Raw genomic sequence first — 17,753 nt, 5'->3', positions numbered from 1 at the left:
GGCCAATTGGACATGGAAAGGTCCAAAAATGGCCTAACATGGTGGGCTCGTAGAGCTCCAATCTCTTAACTATAGGTAAAAATCAATAGGGAATTTCAAAAGGGGTTCGGAATTTTTTAATTCCGAACCCCTTTTGTCTACAAACTGAGACCTTCTGATGAAGGTCTTTTTTTAATTGGATTCAGTATAGATGACGTCAGTGAATTTTACTAGCAGGGCGTATTATCCTACACGACCTAATGAAGGACAATAATGGCAAGCAAATATGTATGTTATAACCAGAAGATAATACCATTTTTGGTCACTGTCATTTCAAAATTGGAACCGTGAACTCTGAAAATAGCAGTATGATAAAAATATCTAAGAAATAGGCAAATAGATAAAGTCACTCTTTTTGCGTTTGCTTGTTCCTGCAGATAAATGGGCATGAAAAGATATTTATTGGTGCGGTTAATGAAGTGATTGGATAAAATTCAAAATCATCACCTTTCTTAAGGCAGGAAAGACATTCATCATTACAGGCAGGTGATAAAAAATGATACTTAGAGAAGCCTGGTTATTAAAACAAACGTTGGACGATCATCGAAAAAAAAAGGATGATATAGCCCAACGAAAGGAACTATCAAGCTTGGAAGGTGTCCGTATCAGCAGACAACTTAATAATGTGATTATAGAAATGCAAAGGCTAGTGCGCCAGGTATGAGGAAAAGCAAGTATTGGCCCTATAAAATATTTTCAACTGAATATTTTCTATAAATTTCGGTTGATCCGTGAAGGTTTAGTTTTTATTTTGTATGTTTAACAATACTCTTAAGTATTAGTAGCATCATTAATCCTAAAAATAATGATAAAAAAAGACTTAATACTTTAACGTATGTAAATATACAGGCATTTTACATCACAAGTATTGAATGAACTCGCTGTGTTGGGGGGCTATGTGATCGGATTGAGGTAAAGGCCGATGCGCTTGCAGGGAGTTAAAATAAGAAACTGATGGTGGAAACATAAGGTTTTAATATGTCATTAACTAATATTAACAAAGCCAATGCGGTGTGGTTCATGCCCTTAACTGTTTTTATATGAAATATCAGGCGGCATTCAATTTGATAATGACTAAAAGTGAAAAAGTAAACGAGCTGTGCAGTTGGAGCTGGAGCAGCCGTTACTAAAAGCATGCCGCTTATTCTCAGTTACCAGTTCCTATTAATATGACCACGGAGAATAAATGAAATCTTGTTATAAGGTTTCATTTTCTTTTTCATCAGCAGCTTCAGCAATTTCTTTACTGTACACCATGAATCTTCAATAAATACGTCTGAACGTGTGAATGCTCACACCATTCAGTCTCTGAATCCAACTATCTTAAATATCCAATAGTAGCATTATTGTTGAACTTAAAAGGTCAAGCATTTGTTTTGTTCCAAAAATGGAACGCTTCAATTGATTTTTGGGATATCGATAACTGATATCTAGTCTTTTGTGACAACGGAAATATCAAGTGTAAGCTGTGGTTATTGACGTAATGGGGCCTAACCGTGCAATCTCCCAAGCCCAACTTTTATTGTGAATGGAGTACCTGAAGAAGGTTCGATTCTATATGAAGATTCAAAGGTAGATCACCTAATCGACCATCTTGTCCTCTACTCGTAAAGCTGCATGATTTAAACACAATCCCCGAAGCTATGAAAAAATCCGTCATCATATCAATAGATCCTAATTTCAATTACCTGGACATAACTTATCTTCTTCACGTGTAAGAATCAAGACGCTCTTAGCGTCGGATTGGAACCACGCCATTCTTGCTGTGAAGAAGGGATGGATTGTGTTAGGTATTAGCCGAATAAAATGTCCTGCAGCTATGATCGTGCCATAACAGCCTCCTTTGATAGTACTCATTTTCCGTTATGGATCCCCTTAAACATAGGACTGGAAAACAAGCCCGGCCACCTTCGTTTTAAATGAAAAGACTCCACTGCCGGTTATATCCAAGGCCCAGGAATGATATGCGAGATCATTGGCAGCAACTCATGTATCCGTATTAAATAAACAAGAGGTCACTCTCTTCAAAGATAGAAGAAGTTAATAAAATAATAAGAAGGGGAAAGAGTAGTAGTATAGGGATCCGTAGGCAGTGTCTTACGAAAAGGTAAATCGTTTCATTGTTTAATTGAATTTCCAAAGCAATCCCTTTATATTGAAAAGGTGGCAGTTTATTAGGTGAATTCAAGCCAGGATATGAAAATGAGAGGAACGGTTTTTACGTAATGATTATATGGATGGTCGGTTTTACTATTTTATTGGCTCTATTTCTATTATATGCGATAATCCCTACGGTGTTTATCCGTCGATATGGATTGGGAATAACCAAAAATGTCAGGAAAAAAGGCGGGGTTGCGCTAACCTTTGATGATGGGCCCAATCCCGAATATACAAGTAGTCTGCTTGATCTTTTAAATAAGTATGATGTTAAGGCTTCGTTCTTTGTGGTTGGCAGTAAGGTGAACAAGAATCCTGAAATCATTAAACGAATGCATGAGGATGGGCATGTGATTGGAATCCATCATTTTGATCATGTTTCAAGCTGGATCCTTTCACCATTTCAATTGAAAAAGCAACTGGATATGACCGAAAAGGCCATAACTGAATGTACGAAGGAAAAGGTCTTTTTTTACAGGCCTCCATGGGGCCATTTCAATATTTTTACACCGTTTATTGGCAAGAACTATGGGGTGATTATGTGGTCGGCCATCTTCGGTGATTGGAAAGTGGATAATTGCAGAAAAGACTTGCTTGACCGTTTGCGGGCCACTTCCAGTGAAGGGGAGATTTTACTCCTGCATGACTGTGGTGAAACCTTGGGTGCGGATAAGGAAGCGCCATTGCATATGATTGAAAGCTTGGAAATTTATTTACGCGAAAGTAAAGAAAAGGGAACGAAATTTGTTACGTTACGAGACATATAATTTCTGGGGGTACCATGAATATCGATACGATTTTACAATTCATAAATATATATGGATACCTGATCATTTTTCTGTTTTTATTTCTTGGTATCGTTGGTATTCCTGCTCCGGAGGAATCACTCCTTTTTTTGATTGGCGTGTTGATCGCCCAACATAAACTCTCCTTTGGGCCAGCGGTTTTAGCTGCTTTCCTTGGTGCTTTTATAGGGATGCTAGTAGCTTACATTTGTGGAAAATATGTGGGGTACCCATTTATAAATAAATTTGGAAAATACGTTGGGATTACCAATGAGAGATGGGAAAAGGCAAAAATGAATTATACGGAAAATATCCAAAAGACGATCGTTCTTGGTTTTTATATACCGGGAATGCGGCAGATCAGCCCTTATTTTGCAGGGATATCCAGCGTCCCATTCCGTAAATATTTCCTGCTTTCCTTATTGGGCACTTTTCTTTGGATTATACCCTTTATAGTGGCTGGATTTTATTTGGGGAATGCATTTAATATAAATCCTGAATATGTCCCGTATTTAGGTTTCTTTTTCTTATTTATTTTTGTATTATATGGCACTTTCAAATATATTAAAAGAAAGAAACAAAAGTCCAATAATTGAGAGTCACTTCCTTTCCATGAAGCGTTAGCATGGATTTCCTATTGGAAAATAAGTTTATCAATGGATACTTATTATACTTTGAAATATCATTGGAATTCTCGAGCAGCAAGAACTTGTACAACAAGGATGAAGATTTATTATGGCAGGTTTTAGGGTGCCTGCTGATATTTGTCTATATGAAACATGGTATTCAAAGTATGATTTCTTAGGAGATGACACGTATGAAAAAGATTCTGTTTTTACCTCTCTTTAGAATGCAATCAGGACATCATCAAGTGGCTGAGGCATTAATGGATATGTTGAAGAAGCATTCAAGCGGTATCGCTTTTAAAAAAGTGGATTTGATAAGCTATACAAATAATTCTTTAGAAAAAATGGTGACAACCGGTTACCTGAAATGGATCAGATATGCACCAGAAACCTATAATCTTGCTTATAAGAACCTTTTTTATGTTCCATCATCGAAGGAATGGGCATTTAAATGGTACCAACCTATATTCCTGAGAAAAATGGAACAATTGATTGCTGAGGAACAACCGGATTTAATTGTGTGTACACATGGCTTCCCCTCCTATCTTCTGAGCCAGTTAAAGATGAGAGGAAAATGCAATATTCCCATCATTAACGTATATACGGACTACTTCATTAATAATGTGTGGGGCACACAAGGGATAGATGCCCATTTTCTTCCTTGTCAAGAAGCGAAAGAAATGTTAATGAGCATGCGGCAAATACCGAAGCAAAAGATGCTGGTCACTGGGATACCCGTCCATGAGGACATTACGAAAATGGCCAATGAACATAAAGAAACGGATCGGCCCAAAATCTTGATATCTGGAGGGAATAGCGGTCTGGGCGGGATTTTAAATGTAGCTGCCGAGCTGAAGCATTCAACCGCGTTCGATTACTTCGTGCTCTGCGGCAATAATATCAAACTATATGATGAAATCAATTCATGGAATTTAGCCCATATCAAGCCTTTATCCTATATAACATCCCGAGTGGAAATGAATAAGCTTTATGAAGAGGTTGATGCAATCGTTACAAAGCCGGGCGGAGTCACCATAAGCGAAGCATTGCGAAAAAGGCTGCCGATTTTCGTCCATTCCATGCTTCCTGGCCAAGAAGAAATTAACTTAAAGTATTTAAAGGAACAAAAGCTTGTATTCGAGCTTAACCAGAAAAGGCCATTTGAACAACAAATGAAGGAAACGCTGAAGAACCAAGGATTAATGGAGAAGTGGATCACTTCGATCGAGTCCTATCATAAGGAAATTGAGCTTGATAAGCCCGAGGGGTTGGTGGAAGTGATGAAGTTGATCCTTAATCTTGAAGAAGCCAGTGATCTTCCATATATGACCAGTCAAACAAAAGTCATTTAAGGCATTGACTGCCTTACAGATGGGACGAGCAATAATCCCTCCAAGGTCAGCTTTAGCAATATTGCTTGGAGGGGGAAGGCATCAGCCTCTATTGGTGGCACGGGATATGAAGGGGCTTCCGGTCACCCAAAAGCGCCACGGATAGTCCTTGGCTTCCCCAGAGTTGCCGATCCCGATGCGGGGGCCGCAGGAAATGTGTTCAGGCTCCACTCCGGCAGCAAGATAAAGAGGGGGAGCTGTAAAAGAACCTCCATAATCCTCCATGGTGATGCCCATTGCCTTTGCCAGTTTCCCAGGTCCGTCGGTCCATTTGCGAATATCGGCAATACCACGCCTTTCCTGCATCAATTCAAGCCCTGAATGAGGTTCAACCGCCCGGATTAGAATGGCTTCAGGATGCCCGACCCCGCCGCTTACGACATTGACGAGTGTATGGGTGTGCATGACGTATGTATAAATCGATCCGGACTCACCGAACATCACTTCCGTCCGTTTTGTCCTTCTATTTCCAAAACTATGGGCTGCCCTGTCAAGAGGCCCCATATAGGCCTCGGTCTCGACGATGAATCCTGAAGCTGATCCAGCCGCAGTATCTTTTACAAGCAGGCAACCGAGGAGGGATTTTGCCAGCTCAAGCGTTGGTTGTTCATAAAAATCGACTGGTAAGATTGAAAGGTTCGTTAGCTCGGTCATATGATCACTCCATTTTTTTTCTTACAGGTAAATTTCCCTAAACAATGAAGAAGAAACATCGATTTGCAGGAAAAAACAAGGCCGGCTGAACCTATCAGCCGGCCTTGTTTTTTGTTCAACTCAATTCTTTCTCCGTTCCTTGTTCTTTTTTAATTCTGCCGGATCCAACGGAAAGTGCCACTAGTATGCCCGCGGAAACAAAAAAGATACCTGTGACGAAAACACTGGAGAAAGCATTTATCCAAGCATTTTCAATCGTTTTTATCAGGTAGCTGCCGATTTCTGCCGGCATTTTAAGATTTTCCGGATAAAGCATGATGTTGAATAAATTATCCGTTTTATCCGCTAATGCCGTCAGCGCTTTGTGCAATAAAGGGTTTTTTTCGCTAGCTGCTGCATCATCCATATTTTGCTGGAGGTTATGATTCATGACTGCGTTCAAAATCGTGATGCCCATCGTTCCGCCTATTGACCTGAAGAAGGTCGAAGCAGCTGTGACCGAACCAAGCTGTGATTTGGGAAATTCACTTTGAACGGCGATCATCAATGTCGGCATGACTAGCCCCATTCCAATCCCAAGAACGGCCATGAAGGAATAAGCAGTAAAAATGCTAGTATTCCCATCCATCGTACTCATCAGGAAAAACCCTAAGGTAGCAAAGGCCATTCCAAAGGTAAGCACTGTACGAAAACGGAATTTCAATAATAACCTTCCGCCAACGATGCTGGATAAAATTAGACCGACCATCATCGGGGTCATGGTCGATCCCGCTTTAGTGGGTGAAACACCCAGCACTCCTTGCATGAACAGCGGAACGAACATGATTGCGCCGAACATGCCGAGTCCAAGTAAGAATCCCAAAATATTGGTTGTGGCAAAAACCCGGTTTTTAAAAAGGGCTAAATCAAGGATCGGTTCAACCGCTTTTCTTTCAAATATGATGAATAGGGCAATGAAAATAATGGTAAAGCCAAAAATCAGGAGAGATTCCAGTGACGCCCATTCAAACTTATCGCCACCGAACGTCAACCCCAATAATAATAGGACAATACCAGGTATCAAGGTGAATATGCCAAGATAATCAATATTCACTTTCTCTGTTTTTCTGATCGATTCATGTTTTAACCCTACATAAATCAGGATGGCGGACAATAACCCTGTCGGTACATTGATGAGAAAGATCCAGTGCCAACTGATATGGTCTACGATCACTCCGCCCAAAAAAGGTCCAATGACAGAACTCAACCCAAAAAGGCCGCCGAATACTCCCTGCCATTTGGCTCTTTGTTCCGCCGAGAAAATATCGCCGATGATCGTCTGGGATAAGGGCATGATCATCCCGCCGCCGATGCCTTGCAGCCCTCTGTAGATAATCAATTGCTCCATGGAAGTGGCAGTGGCACATAAGAATGAACCAATCGTGAAAATGATTGTACCAAGCAGGTAAAGTGAACGCCTTCCATATAGATCAGATAGCTTTCCAACAATCGGCACAACAGTTGTTGAAGCTATTAAATAGGCTGTCGTCACCCAAGCGAAAATGGTGAAACCATTCAATTCCCCGATAATGGTCGGCATGGCGGTCCCGACTATCGTTTGTTCCAATGAACTGAAAAACATTCCAATGATCAACCCAGTTAAGACTAGCCTGGTATTGACTGCTTTTTTCTCCATTTGCATCCCATTTCCCCATTCCTAAACTGTATTCCTTATGACTGATAGGTCAAAATTATATAGCTGTAGTGACCAATAAGTCAATGGTTTTTTTTCGCTAAAAAAATCAAGATTTCCTCCATGTCCCCTTAGTAATTCGGCTGGAAATCGCTAAATCCTCCCTATTGAATATTTCCGACGTGTTTCCATCCACCAAAACCGATATAATAAGGAGGAAAATAGCTGGATCTGGATTGGAAGTGTAAAAGATGAATAAAAAAATCGGTTTTATTGGCTGCGGTAAAATGGGTGAAGCCATGCTGGAGGGGATGTTGCTTGCTGAGGTGATTTCGCCTGACGGAGTCATGGTAAGTACAGCGAGCATGGAAACCATGTCGAAGATCTCCACGAAGCATAAGGTTAAAGGCACCATTGATAATGAAGAAGTTGCTGCTTTTGCCGACATTCTCTTTCTAGGCATTCAGCCTGCCATGCATAAGCAGGTGCTTGAAGAGGTGAAGGATCATGTGAAAGGAAGCACGGTGATCATTACAATGGCTGCAGGGATTGATATATCTATGATAGAAAGCAGCTTCGAAAGGGCCGTGAAGGTTGTAAGGACGATGCCAAATACTCCTTCACTTGTAGGAGCGGGCATGACAGCCATAAGCGTGAACGATGAAATCAGCGATGATGATTTAGCTGCTGTGACGTCATTGCTGGATAGCTTCGGAAAAACGGAGATCATCCATGAGGGTTTGATGGATGCGGTGCCTGCAATCAGCGGATCGTCTCCTGCATATGTATACATGTTCATAGAAGCGTTGGCTGATGGCGGGGTTCGGGATGGCATTCCGCGAAAACAAGCATATCGTATGGCAGCACAAGCTGTAATGGGAGCTGCTAAAATGGTGCTGGAAACGGAAAGGCATCCAGCCGCTTTAAAGGATGATGTCTGTACTCCAGGTGGGTCAACGATAGCGGCAGTAGCTGCTTTGGAAGAAGCACAGCTTAGAGCGGGTGTATTACGGGCGATGAAGGCCTGTACGGATAAAACGAAAGGGATTGGCCAGTAAAAGAGGAGCGATTGCCTGCAAACGGGGCAATCTCCTTTTTTAAACGCAGTTTTCAGAATGTTTAGTGAAAATAAGGGGGATGCAGATGAATATTTACATAGAGGACTTAAGGAAGGCATTGACCGTTGAGCAAGTAACGGTCAATGAAACGTTATTGGAGCAGCATAGTCATGATGAATCGTATCATACTCCGCATTTACCTGACATGGTTATTTATCCGAAGGATACGGCAGAAGTAAGTGCAGTCATGAGGTATGCGAATGAACATGATATACCTGTCATTCCTTTTGGGTTAGGATCAAGCCTGGAGGGGCATGTCGTCCCAATTAAAGGGGGAATTTCCCTTGATATGTCCTTGATGAATCGAGTGCTGGAAATCAGGGAAAATGATTTCCTCGTGAAGGTGCAGCCAGGCGTGACAAGGACACAACTCAATAAAGAATTGAAAAAGTATGGACTGTTCTTTTCCGTCGACCCCGGCGCTGATGCGACATTGGGAGGAATGGCAGCCACGAATGCAAGTGGGACGACCTCTGTCAAATATGGAATTATGCGTGATCAGGTCAGGGATCTGGAAGTCGTTCTAGCAAACGGTGAAGTGATCCACACGGGCAGCTTAGCGACAAAATCTTCTTCAGGCATTCATTTGAATGGCTTGTTTATAGGTTCGGAAGGTACATTGGGGGTATTTACTGAGCTGACATTGAAGGTATATGGAATCCCGGAAGTCACCATGGCAGGAAGGGCAACGTTCCCCACCGTCGAACAAGCGGTATCTGCAGTTAATGGCATCATGCTCGCAGGAATCCCGATTGCACGAATTGAACTGGTTGATGCCGAATCGATAAAAAAAGTAAATCAATTCATGGACAAAGCCTATGATGTCAGCCCTACCTTATTTCTCGAATTTCACGGGAATTTTGCCGGTTTGGAACAGGATGTCCAATTTGCTAAGGAAATCGTAGCGGATTTTGGGTGTGGTGATATCCAGTTTGAAATGGATTCCAAAGCACGGAATGCTTTGTGGGAGGCGCGCCATAATCTCGCATATGCCTTCATCCATAGTGCACCGGGAAAGAAGCTGATGGTGACCGATGTAAGCGTGCCTCTTCATGAATTAACGAATGCCATTTTGGACACAAGGAAAAAGGTCGAGCTTTCCAAAGTGGAAGGAGCGATTGTAGGACATGTAGGAGATGGCAATTATCATGTATTGTTCATGATTGATCTAAAGGACCCTGCGGAAGTGAAAGAGGCGAAACGGTTAAATGAAGAAATTGTCGAATATGCCTTATCGAAAGGCGGCACTTGTACGGGTGAACATGGTGTCGGAATCGGAAAATCGAAGTATCAGTTAAGGGAGCATGGAGCAGCATATGAAGTGATGAAAACGATCAAATATGCACTAGACCCTAAAGGAATCATGAATCCGGGTAAAATCTTTGCAGATTAAAAGAATTTCATGGTGGTGAATTTTAGGAATATCAAACTATGAAGTTGAAGAATTTATGGAAATGCAAACATGCACGATCGGGGTAATTCGTCCATTTGGTTTGTAAATCCGTCCGAAATCGGATTAACTGTCCCCAAAGGCAAAAATCCTTCAATCCGAGAAATTTCCACCTGAAGCCAAAAGGTTCGTGAGTTTCCCCATAAAAAGACTCCAGGCACGATGGGTGCCTGGAGTCTTCATTTATATATCATGCGTTAATGTTATTTTGGTTTAAGGCATTCTCGACACTTACATAGTTGTAGCCAAGGTCTTTTGCAACCGCTTCGAATGTGATTTCGCCGTTCGCCACATTGACGCCTTTTGCAAGGGCATCATTTTCAAGGATCGCTTTAAGGGCTCCTTTGTTTGCAATTTGCAGTGCGAATGGAACCGTTACGTTCGTTAAGGCGACAGTGGATGTTTGAGGCACTGCTCCTGGCATGTTCGCCACTGCGTAATGGACAACTCCATGTTTCACATAAGTAGGGTTATCATGTGTTGTTATGTGGTCAACTGTTTCAAAGATTCCCCCTTGGTCGATTGCAACATCGACGATCACTGAACCTGGAGACATCGACTTAACCATTTCTTCCGTCACGAGCTTTGGAGCCTTGGCACCTGGAATAAGTACAGCACCGATGACTAAATCAGCATCCCTGACCGCTTCAGCGATGTTATAAGGATTTGAGATAAGTGTAGTGAGTTCGTTTCCGAAAATATCATCCAACTGACGAAGACGATCAGGACTTAAGTCAAGAATGGTTACATCTGCCCCTAATCCGATGGCAATCTTAGCTGCATTCGTACCAACCATTCCTCCGCCGACCACTACGACTTTGCCCCGTTTCACTCCAGGAACTCCGCTCAGCAGGATACCTTTGCCGCCATTATTCTTTTCAAGGAATTGGGCACCGATTTGCGCAGCCATGCGTCCAGCCACTTCACTCATTGGTGTTAATAACGGTAGTGTGCGGTTTACTGCAACTGTTTCATAAGCAATGGCCAAGACACCGCTTTCTTTTAGGGCCTGTGCAAGCGCAGGCTCGGCTGCAAGATGTAAATATGTGAAGAGAATTAAATCTTTACGGAAATATTTATATTCAGATGAGATAGGTTCTTTTACTTTCATGATCATGTCCGTACTTGACCAAACGCTAGCGGCGTCCTCGACTATTAGAGCACCAGCTTCTTGATATGATTCATTGGTGAAACTGCTTCCTAGACCAGCGTTCATTTCGATTAATACTTCATGTCCCGCATTCACTAATGCTACGACGCCTGCTGGAGTGATGGCTACACGGTTCTCATTGTTTTTAATCTCTTTTGGAATTCCTATTCTCATCTTAATCCCTCCAATAATGTGTTTTACTATTTGTATCACAAGTATAGTTGGAAAAATAAACAGTTAGTATGTGGAAATCAGAAAAATGAAAAAGGAGTATTTGTGAAATTCCACAAACGCAGATTGAATTAACATGGACCGGCTAGTTATAAGCCCTTCATTCATGTCAGGGACGAGTCGAGTGTCGTTTCTTGAATGCGTTCTAAAATCCGTCTTTTCTTATAGAGCATGATACCTGTATCAGCCATATCGGCAATCATGGAGCGATTGGTGATGGCGCCAAAGATCATTCCAGCAAACGGAATGATTTGCATAAGCTTCTTCCAGCCAAACTGATCACGATATGTATATACGACTTCCCGCCATCCTTGCAGCTCTGAGGCGATTTTTCGCCTGGATTGAGGGTCAGGCAAATTCATTCTTGACAGTTCTTCTAATATGGCCTTTTTTCCAACAACATCCGATGTTGTGAATTGCAGGCATTTGACGATGTAAATCCGTTCTTGGCGATCACGGGGATCGAACCCATACGTGATGGCTATATCCTGAAGTGTCTTGATCGACATGCCAAGAAGAAGGGGGATATCGATCGCTAGGGTGAAGATTCCGCCTATGCCAGTGGTGGCGCCCTGAACCGTTGCCAATTTGCTGCCGGAATTTTTAATATCCTGACTCACGCTATCCATGACAGAAAGGGGGAGGAGGGAAACATCATCCAGGCTCTTAATGATCGTATCGGGACTTTCGGCTTGAAGCTTGCTAAGAATAATTGTCTCTTTCGTTAAATATTTCCCGCCCGTCTGAATGTAGCTGCCGATTTCATCGAGCATGATTCCCAATTTTTCCTGAATGAATGCTGGTGTCATTTTATCCAAAAGCTTGAAGGGGAGTCGTCCGATCCGTTCCCAAAACCATAGCCCCTTTTGATTTTTCTCCCATTTTTCAATGGCTTGTAATTCTTTTTCGAGCTGTTCTTTTGTATCGATTTCCATATGACCAACCTTTCCATGCTTCTATTGTTTCCTTACGTTAGGGTATTTCATGAATTTTTCTTGTAATATTCATCAAATTGATCCAGTTTAATATTAAGAAAAAGGGACATTTTTTGAATCGGATCTTTTAAACGGATGGCTCCCACTTCGGAAATCCGTTTTAAACGGTAATTCAACGTATTTACATGAATATGCAAATTCTTGGAAGCTTCATTCGGATTGCAGTCTTTCTCCAAATAAACCGTAAGTGTTTGCAGCAATTCGGTCTGGTTCTTCCTATCATATGCTTTTAATTTTAAAATGGCTGGATGGGCATGCCGTTGTTTATTGGCTGCGAGCGCTTCAATCATTTGGAACATGCCAAGCTCTTCATAATGTACGATGAGTTCCATATCCTCAGGAAAAATATTCTTCATTCTTAAGGTGTATTGTGATTCTTCGTAGCTTGCTTTAACATCCAGGAAGTTCTTATACGTATTGCCAGCCGTCCCAAGGATATGCTCTACACCGAAGCGGCGTTTCATTTCCAGGATAAAAAATGGAATGAAATCATATAATGATGCAGTGAAAAAAGGGCAATTTTCCTCGTTGGCGCCTGCAAAAAGAATGAGTTTGTTTTGGTCGATGGCAAAAAGGGAACTGTTTATCTTTTGGGTAGTCGTTAGCATGTAAGAAATATAGCGTTCCACTTCACGATTGATTTCTTCGGGAAATTCAAATACCAGTATAGAAAAGATAACTGGAACATGAAGCGAAAATTTCGTGAAGTTCTCAATTATTTCCGCTTCTTCCTGGTAGTGTCCTGTCAACAGGCGCCAAAGGAATTCCTGATGACCGGCCTCTTTCCGTTTCTTTTTCAGCTGCAATTGCTGCAACTGATTTTTTGCCTCCTTGGCTGAGAATTGCAGGAATTCCATATCCTCATCAGAGAATGGTGCGTTGACCTCAAGGGCCCAAATGAAACCAAGGACTTCATTGTTTTTTCTAATCGAAACCGCAGCCCTATTACCGAGACCGACATCAGTGATGGCCCCGATTTTAATGGGGGCATTCTCCTTCAATAAAGCAGGGATGATCCCATCTTTCCATAAACTATTGATGACCTTCTCAGGGACGCGCCTTCCGATGATGGTCATGATGCGAGCCTGATCCGTGGTATCATCATGCGTGCTATATGCAAGCAAACGGTGATTACCATCCTCGATTGTAATGGGACAACCTAAAACTGAACTGATTCTGTCGGCAAACTCCATCATATCTCCATAAAGGTCTTTAAAAATATCTCTATTTTTTTCGAATTCCTTCATATTATTGCCCCTCGCTAAAAAAATTCCTTCTCCTTGAATTTTATACGATTTCAACTGAATTAGCATGGAATAAATGCCTGGAAGCACAGGTGACCTGGTGGGAAATACAAAAATCCCCACCGGTTGAAACCGGAAGGGATTGCCTGCTTTTAAAATAGGAAGTTGATTAGGTAATAAATTAAGCCTGCCAATGTTGCAGAAATTGGAATGGTGATGAACCAGGTGATGATCATTCTTTGAGCCGTTCCCCATTTTACGCCCTTAACCCGATGGGCGGTTCCAACTCCAAGTATCGAGGAGGAAATGACATGGGTTGTACTGACGGGCATGTGAATGACGGTCGCGCCAAAAATGATGAAGGCACCGGTTAAATCTGCTGCTACCCCGTTCACTGGGCGGATCTTCATGATCTTGCCGCCTACGGTTTTGATGATCTTCCATCCACCTACGGAAGTTCCAAGTCCCATTGCTAACGCACAGGAAAATTGAACCCAGAAGGGGATATCCGAACTTGAAGCATAACCATTCGCAATCAGGGCCATCGTGATGATCCCCATCGCCTTTTGTGCATCATTCGTTCCGTGTGTATACGATTGAAGCGCTGCAGTGGCAATCTGTATCGTACGGAATTTTTGGTTCGTTTTTGTCAGGTTATTGTTTTTAAAGACGACTTTAAAGATGCTGTATACGATAAACCCGATTGCAAAAGCAATTAGCGGGGAGAAGATCAAAGCTTGAAGGATTTTAAGGAATCCTTCCCATCTTATGCCGGCAAAACCGGCTGCTGCAATGGCGGCACCTGCAATCGAGCCGATCAGTGCATGGGAGGAGCTGCTTGGTATTCCGTAATACCAAGTGAGCAGGTTCCAGAAAATCGCGGCCAGCAAAGCGGCCAGAATCACATAAGAACCATTGGGAAGCGTGAACGGATCCACGATATCCTTGGTAATGGTCTTCGCTACGCCAGTGAATGTCATGGCTCCGACGAAGTTCATGATGGCGGCCATGATGATTGCGTGCCGAGGCTTCATGGCCTTTGTTGAAACGGCAGTCGCTATAGCATTGGCTGTATCATGAAACCCATTGATGAAGTCGAATGCCAAAGCAAAGAAAACGATTAATATAGTTAAAATTAATAAAGTATCCATTTATAGGGGTACTCCTTAGGCGTTTTTCATTATGATTGTTTCAAGGGTATTGGCCACTGCTTGACAGTGATCGGCAATTTCTTCAAGGCTTTCGTAAATTTCTTTATATTGAATGATTCTGATTGGATCTTTCTCAACTGTAAACAGGTTTTTGATCGATTGACGTTGGATTCCGTCACAAACAGATTCAAGATCTTTAATTTTGATTGCATTCTCACGAATCATTGGTAATTTTTTTGTTGATAGAGTATCTACGGCTATTGCAATTTCATACGTACATTCCTTGATTGCATCGACAAATTTTAGCATGTACTCGTCAGCATTGACGATTGAGTACATTTCGAATAATGCGGAACAATGCTCCAAACCATCAATGACATCATCCATCCTCATGGTCAATTCAAGGATATCCTCACGTTCGATAGGAGTGATGAAGGCGTTGTTCAACTCTTTAATCACGTTGTGAACCATTGAATCGCCTTTATGCTCATAATCTTTCATCTTGTCTGAAAACACTTTTAGATCTGAGATGTTTTTCAGCTTATAATCAGCGAAATAGTCAGCACCTTCTTTAAGGTTTTGGGCGATGTTGAAAAGCATTACTGCGAATTTGTCTTTTTTTGATTTAAAAGCCATGTTGAAGCCTCCCAATTATTCATGCAATTTACGCACCTAGTCGTACGCTTAGTATTAACAAGTTGATTGTAACGAATTCATTAACGATCAGGGAAGGTTTTTCGACGAAAATTTACAAAATCTTAATAAAACTTTACATAAGAAAACAAGGATAAGTAAAAAATGGGAGGCTATGACACTTATTGAGCGAATTGTAATGAAAAAAGCCTCTCCATGAGGAAAGGCTGACGATGTTACAAGAACAAGGAAATTATATAATAGATGATACCGGCTAATGAAGCGGAGATTGGCAAGGTTATGAACCAGGTGATCAACATGCTTTTAGCCGTTCCCCATTTCACTCCTTTGATGCGGTGTGCAGATCCTACCCCAAGGATGGAAGAGGAAATGACATGTGTCGTACTGACAGGCATGTGCAGGAAGGTAGCACCGAAAATGATCGCCGCACCGGTCATATCGGCAGCGACCCCGTTTACCGGCCGGATTTTCATGATTTTCCCGCCGACGGTTTTAATGATTTTCCAGCCGCCGATCGATGTTCCAAGCGCCATTGCTATTGCACAGGATAATTGGACCCAGAAAGGTACTTCTGAATTAGTGGCATACCCGTTAGCAATTAAAGCCATCGTGATGATACCCATCGATTTTTGAGCATCATTCGTTCCATGTGTGTAGGATTGGATGGCGGCCGTAAGAATTTGTATTCTCCTGAATCGCTTGTTGGTCTTTCCTAAATTGTTATTTTTGAAAATTACTTTGAAGATGCTATACACAATGAATCCAAGTGTAAATGCAAGGATGGGTGAAAAAATCAATGCTTGGACAATTTTAGTGAATCCGCTCCATTTAATCGCATCGAACCCACTGGCAACAATGGCTGCCCCCGCTATCGAACCGATAATCGCGTGGGAAGAGCTGCTTGGAATGCCAAAATACCAGGTCACCAAGTTCCAAGTGATTGCAGAAAGAAGCGCAGCCATGATTACATAAGAACCATTGTTCAATGTGAAGGGATCCACGATATCCTTCGTAATGGTATGTGCTACCCCTGTAAAGGTCAGTGCACCCAACAAATTCATGGCTGCAGCCATGATGATGGCATGGCGCGGCTTAAGTGCCTTGGTCGAAACGGCTGTGGCGATGGCATTGGCCGTATCGTGGAACCCATTGATAAAATCGAAAACCAAAGCAAATACGATAATTAACGCGGTTATGATAAAAATGCTACTCATACATGGAAGACTCCCTTAATATTCAAATATGTAAAAATTGAATTTGATTGGAAACGATGAAAGGACGTTGAATCCTTTCTGCAACTCCTCATTATTTAGAATGGGGGTTTTACGCTTGATTATTCTTTAAAGATCGCACCTTCTTTAACTTGTTTTTAAACAACTATTCAATTGTAACGAATTTCTTATCTATTAGGATAGATGTTTCGTCATTTTTTTACAAAATATTTAATTTAGTTAAGGGGAAAATGGATAATTGTTCCGTTTTCCTTCCGTTTTTCTTTTTAAGCCAAACATCATGACAAGACATATGGTTAGAAATAGGAGAAAGGGAGATGTATAATTGGTAAATAAAAGTTTGGGGGAATGTAAATGATTTCAAGCATTGGGGAAACGATCACTTTACAAAACGGGGTGCAGATGCCGCAATTGGGTTTTGGTGTTTTCAAGGTGAAGAATGGAAATGAAACGGTTGAAGCCGTCAAGAAAGCTATCGAGGTAGGATATCGTGCGATTGACACCGCAGCCATTTATGAAAACGAAGAAGGCGTCGGACAGGCAATCTCTGAGTGCGGAGTTCCCCGTGAAGAGCTTTTTATTACATCTAAAGTGTGGAATACGGAGCAAGGATACGATACTACGCTTCAGGCATTTGATGATAGCTTGAAACGCCTTGGTTTGGAATACTTGGATTTATATTTGATCCATTGGCCGGGCAAAGATAAGTACTTGGATACGTGGAAGGCTCTAGAAAAGCTTTATAAGGATGGAAAAGTGAAATCGATCGGCGTGAGTAATTTCCATGTTCACCATTTGGAAAATTTACTGGCGAATTGTGAAGTGAAACCAGTCGTCAATCAAATCGAATTGCATCCGCTTTTGACCCAGGGTGAAATCCGTGATTACTGTGAAAAGAATGAAATCATGGTGGAAGCATGGAGCCCGCTAGGCAGGGGGAATCTATTGGAAGAACCGACGATTAACCATATTGCGAAAAAGCATGGGAAAAGTCCGGCACAGGTGTTAATTAGATGGCATCTGCAGCATGATATCGTCGTCATACCCAAATCGATCACACCGGCACGAATCGAGGAAAATGCCCAGGTGTTTGACTTTTCATTGAGCCTTAATGAAATGAACCAAATAGATGCCTTGAACAAAAACGAACGGTTCGGAAGCAATCCGGACGAGGTTTTATTTTAAATGAAATAAGAAGATAAGA

General features: G+C 41.8%; 14 protein-coding genes. 6 read left to right on the top strand and 8 right to left on the bottom strand.

Annotation, left to right across the window (positions count from 1 at the left end):
• The first annotated feature begins 2,264 nt into the window (after positions 1-2,264).
• From QNI08_RS12850 to QNI08_RS12840, 3 genes are all read left to right on the top strand, one after another.
• Complete coding sequence (locus QNI08_RS12850) at positions 2,265-2,963, top strand: polysaccharide deacetylase family protein (RefSeq protein WP_285767814.1); 699 nt, start codon at positions 2,265-2,267, stop codon at positions 2,961-2,963.
• A gap of 14 nt (positions 2,964-2,977) precedes the next feature.
• Complete coding sequence (locus QNI08_RS12845; RefSeq protein ID WP_285767813.1) at positions 2,978-3,577, top strand: DedA family protein; 600 nt, start codon at positions 2,978-2,980, stop codon at positions 3,575-3,577.
• Between the two features lie 221 nt (positions 3,578-3,798).
• Positions 3,799-4,959, top strand: coding sequence for an MGDG synthase family glycosyltransferase (locus QNI08_RS12840; RefSeq protein WP_285767812.1), 1,161 nt, complete (start codon positions 3,799-3,801; stop codon positions 4,957-4,959).
• 81 nt (positions 4,960-5,040) lie between these two features.
• Here the strand turns inward: QNI08_RS12840 and QNI08_RS12835 are convergent, their stop codons facing one another.
• Both QNI08_RS12835 and QNI08_RS12830 read right to left on the bottom strand, forming a co-directional pair.
• Positions 5,041-5,652 (bottom strand): DNA-3-methyladenine glycosylase, encoded by a 612-nt coding sequence (locus QNI08_RS12835; protein WP_285767811.1) that lies wholly within the window; start codon positions 5,650-5,652, stop codon positions 5,041-5,043.
• A 115-nt stretch (positions 5,653-5,767) separates the two neighbouring features.
• On the bottom strand, positions 5,768-7,333 hold the full coding sequence (locus QNI08_RS12830; protein WP_285767810.1) for an MDR family MFS transporter: 1,566 nt from the start codon (positions 7,331-7,333) through the stop codon (positions 5,768-5,770).
• Positions 7,334-7,575: 242 nt separating this feature from the next.
• Here QNI08_RS12830 and proC point away from each other — a divergent pair, with 242 nt between their 5' ends.
• The gene (proC, locus tag QNI08_RS12825) at positions 7,576-8,382 is read left to right on the top strand and encodes a pyrroline-5-carboxylate reductase (RefSeq protein ID WP_285767809.1); all 807 of its coding nucleotides are present in this window, start codon (positions 7,576-7,578) and stop codon (positions 8,380-8,382) included.
• Positions 8,383-8,467: 85 nt separating this feature from the next.
• Positions 8,468-9,835, top strand: coding sequence for an FAD-binding oxidoreductase (locus QNI08_RS12820; RefSeq protein ID WP_285767808.1), 1,368 nt, complete (start codon positions 8,468-8,470; stop codon positions 9,833-9,835).
• A gap of 247 nt (positions 9,836-10,082) precedes the next feature.
• On the opposite strand, the gene ald is transcribed toward QNI08_RS12820, so the two are convergent.
• From ald to QNI08_RS12790, 6 genes are all read right to left on the bottom strand, one after another.
• Positions 10,083-11,216, bottom strand: a complete 1,134-nt coding sequence (ald, locus tag QNI08_RS12815; protein WP_285767807.1) for an alanine dehydrogenase — start codon at positions 11,214-11,216, stop codon at positions 10,083-10,085.
• Positions 11,217-11,377: 161 nt separating this feature from the next.
• Positions 11,378-12,208 carry an EcsC family protein gene (locus QNI08_RS12810; protein ID WP_285767806.1) on the bottom strand — a complete coding sequence of 277 codons (831 nt, stop codon included), beginning with the start codon at positions 12,206-12,208 and terminating at the stop codon, positions 11,378-11,380.
• 47 nt (positions 12,209-12,255) lie between these two features.
• Positions 12,256-13,515: a PucR family transcriptional regulator gene (locus QNI08_RS12805; protein ID WP_285767805.1), complete on the bottom strand. Its 1,260-nt coding sequence runs from the start codon at positions 13,513-13,515 to the stop codon at positions 12,256-12,258.
• 149 nt (positions 13,516-13,664) lie between these two features.
• On the bottom strand, positions 13,665-14,663 hold the full coding sequence (locus QNI08_RS12800) for an inorganic phosphate transporter (RefSeq protein WP_285767804.1): 999 nt from the start codon (positions 14,661-14,663) through the stop codon (positions 13,665-13,667).
• A 15-nt stretch (positions 14,664-14,678) separates the two neighbouring features.
• Positions 14,679-15,299 (bottom strand): DUF47 domain-containing protein, encoded by a 621-nt coding sequence (locus QNI08_RS12795; RefSeq protein ID WP_285767803.1) that lies wholly within the window; start codon positions 15,297-15,299, stop codon positions 14,679-14,681.
• Between the two features lie 233 nt (positions 15,300-15,532).
• On the bottom strand, positions 15,533-16,531 hold the full coding sequence (locus tag QNI08_RS12790) for an inorganic phosphate transporter (RefSeq protein ID WP_285767802.1): 999 nt from the start codon (positions 16,529-16,531) through the stop codon (positions 15,533-15,535).
• Between the two features lie 372 nt (positions 16,532-16,903).
• Between QNI08_RS12790 and QNI08_RS12785 the strand changes: the two genes are divergently transcribed.
• Positions 16,904-17,734: an aldo/keto reductase gene (locus QNI08_RS12785; protein ID WP_285767801.1), complete on the top strand. Its 831-nt coding sequence runs from the start codon at positions 16,904-16,906 to the stop codon at positions 17,732-17,734.
• Positions 17,735-17,753 lie beyond the last annotated feature (19 nt).

It is taken from the genome of Peribacillus folii, from assembly GCF_030271255.1.
Classification (GTDB): domain Bacteria; phylum Bacillota; class Bacilli; order Bacillales; family DSM-1321; genus Peribacillus.
This window is presented reverse-complemented; position numbering and strand designations above follow the sequence as displayed.

Coding starts and splice junctions, on each gene's coding strand:
- QNI08_RS12850 (WP_285767814.1), top strand. CDS start 2,265: ATGATTATATGGATGGTCGGTTTTACTATTTTATTGGCTCTATTTCTA.
- QNI08_RS12845 (WP_285767813.1), top strand. CDS start 2,978: ATGAATATCGATACGATTTTACAATTCATAAATATATATGGATACCTG.
- QNI08_RS12840 (WP_285767812.1), top strand. CDS start 3,799: ATGAAAAAGATTCTGTTTTTACCTCTCTTTAGAATGCAATCAGGACAT.
- QNI08_RS12835 (WP_285767811.1), bottom strand. CDS start 5,652: ATGACCGAGCTAACGAACCTTTCAATCTTACCAGTCGATTTTTATGAA.
- QNI08_RS12830 (WP_285767810.1), bottom strand. CDS start 7,333: ATGCAAATGGAGAAAAAAGCAGTCAATACCAGGCTAGTCTTAACTGGG.
- proC (WP_285767809.1), top strand. CDS start 7,576: ATGAATAAAAAAATCGGTTTTATTGGCTGCGGTAAAATGGGTGAAGCC.
- QNI08_RS12820 (WP_285767808.1), top strand. CDS start 8,468: ATGAATATTTACATAGAGGACTTAAGGAAGGCATTGACCGTTGAGCAA.
- ald (WP_285767807.1), bottom strand. CDS start 11,216: ATGAGAATAGGAATTCCAAAAGAGATTAAAAACAATGAGAACCGTGTA.
- QNI08_RS12810 (WP_285767806.1), bottom strand. CDS start 12,208: ATGGAAATCGATACAAAAGAACAGCTCGAAAAAGAATTACAAGCCATT.
- QNI08_RS12805 (WP_285767805.1), bottom strand. CDS start 13,515: ATGAAGGAATTCGAAAAAAATAGAGATATTTTTAAAGACCTTTATGGA.
- QNI08_RS12800 (WP_285767804.1), bottom strand. CDS start 14,663: ATGGATACTTTATTAATTTTAACTATATTAATCGTTTTCTTTGCTTTG.
- QNI08_RS12795 (WP_285767803.1), bottom strand. CDS start 15,299: ATGGCTTTTAAATCAAAAAAAGACAAATTCGCAGTAATGCTTTTCAAC.
- QNI08_RS12790 (WP_285767802.1), bottom strand. CDS start 16,531: ATGAGTAGCATTTTTATCATAACCGCGTTAATTATCGTATTTGCTTTG.
- QNI08_RS12785 (WP_285767801.1), top strand. CDS start 16,904: ATGATTTCAAGCATTGGGGAAACGATCACTTTACAAAACGGGGTGCAG.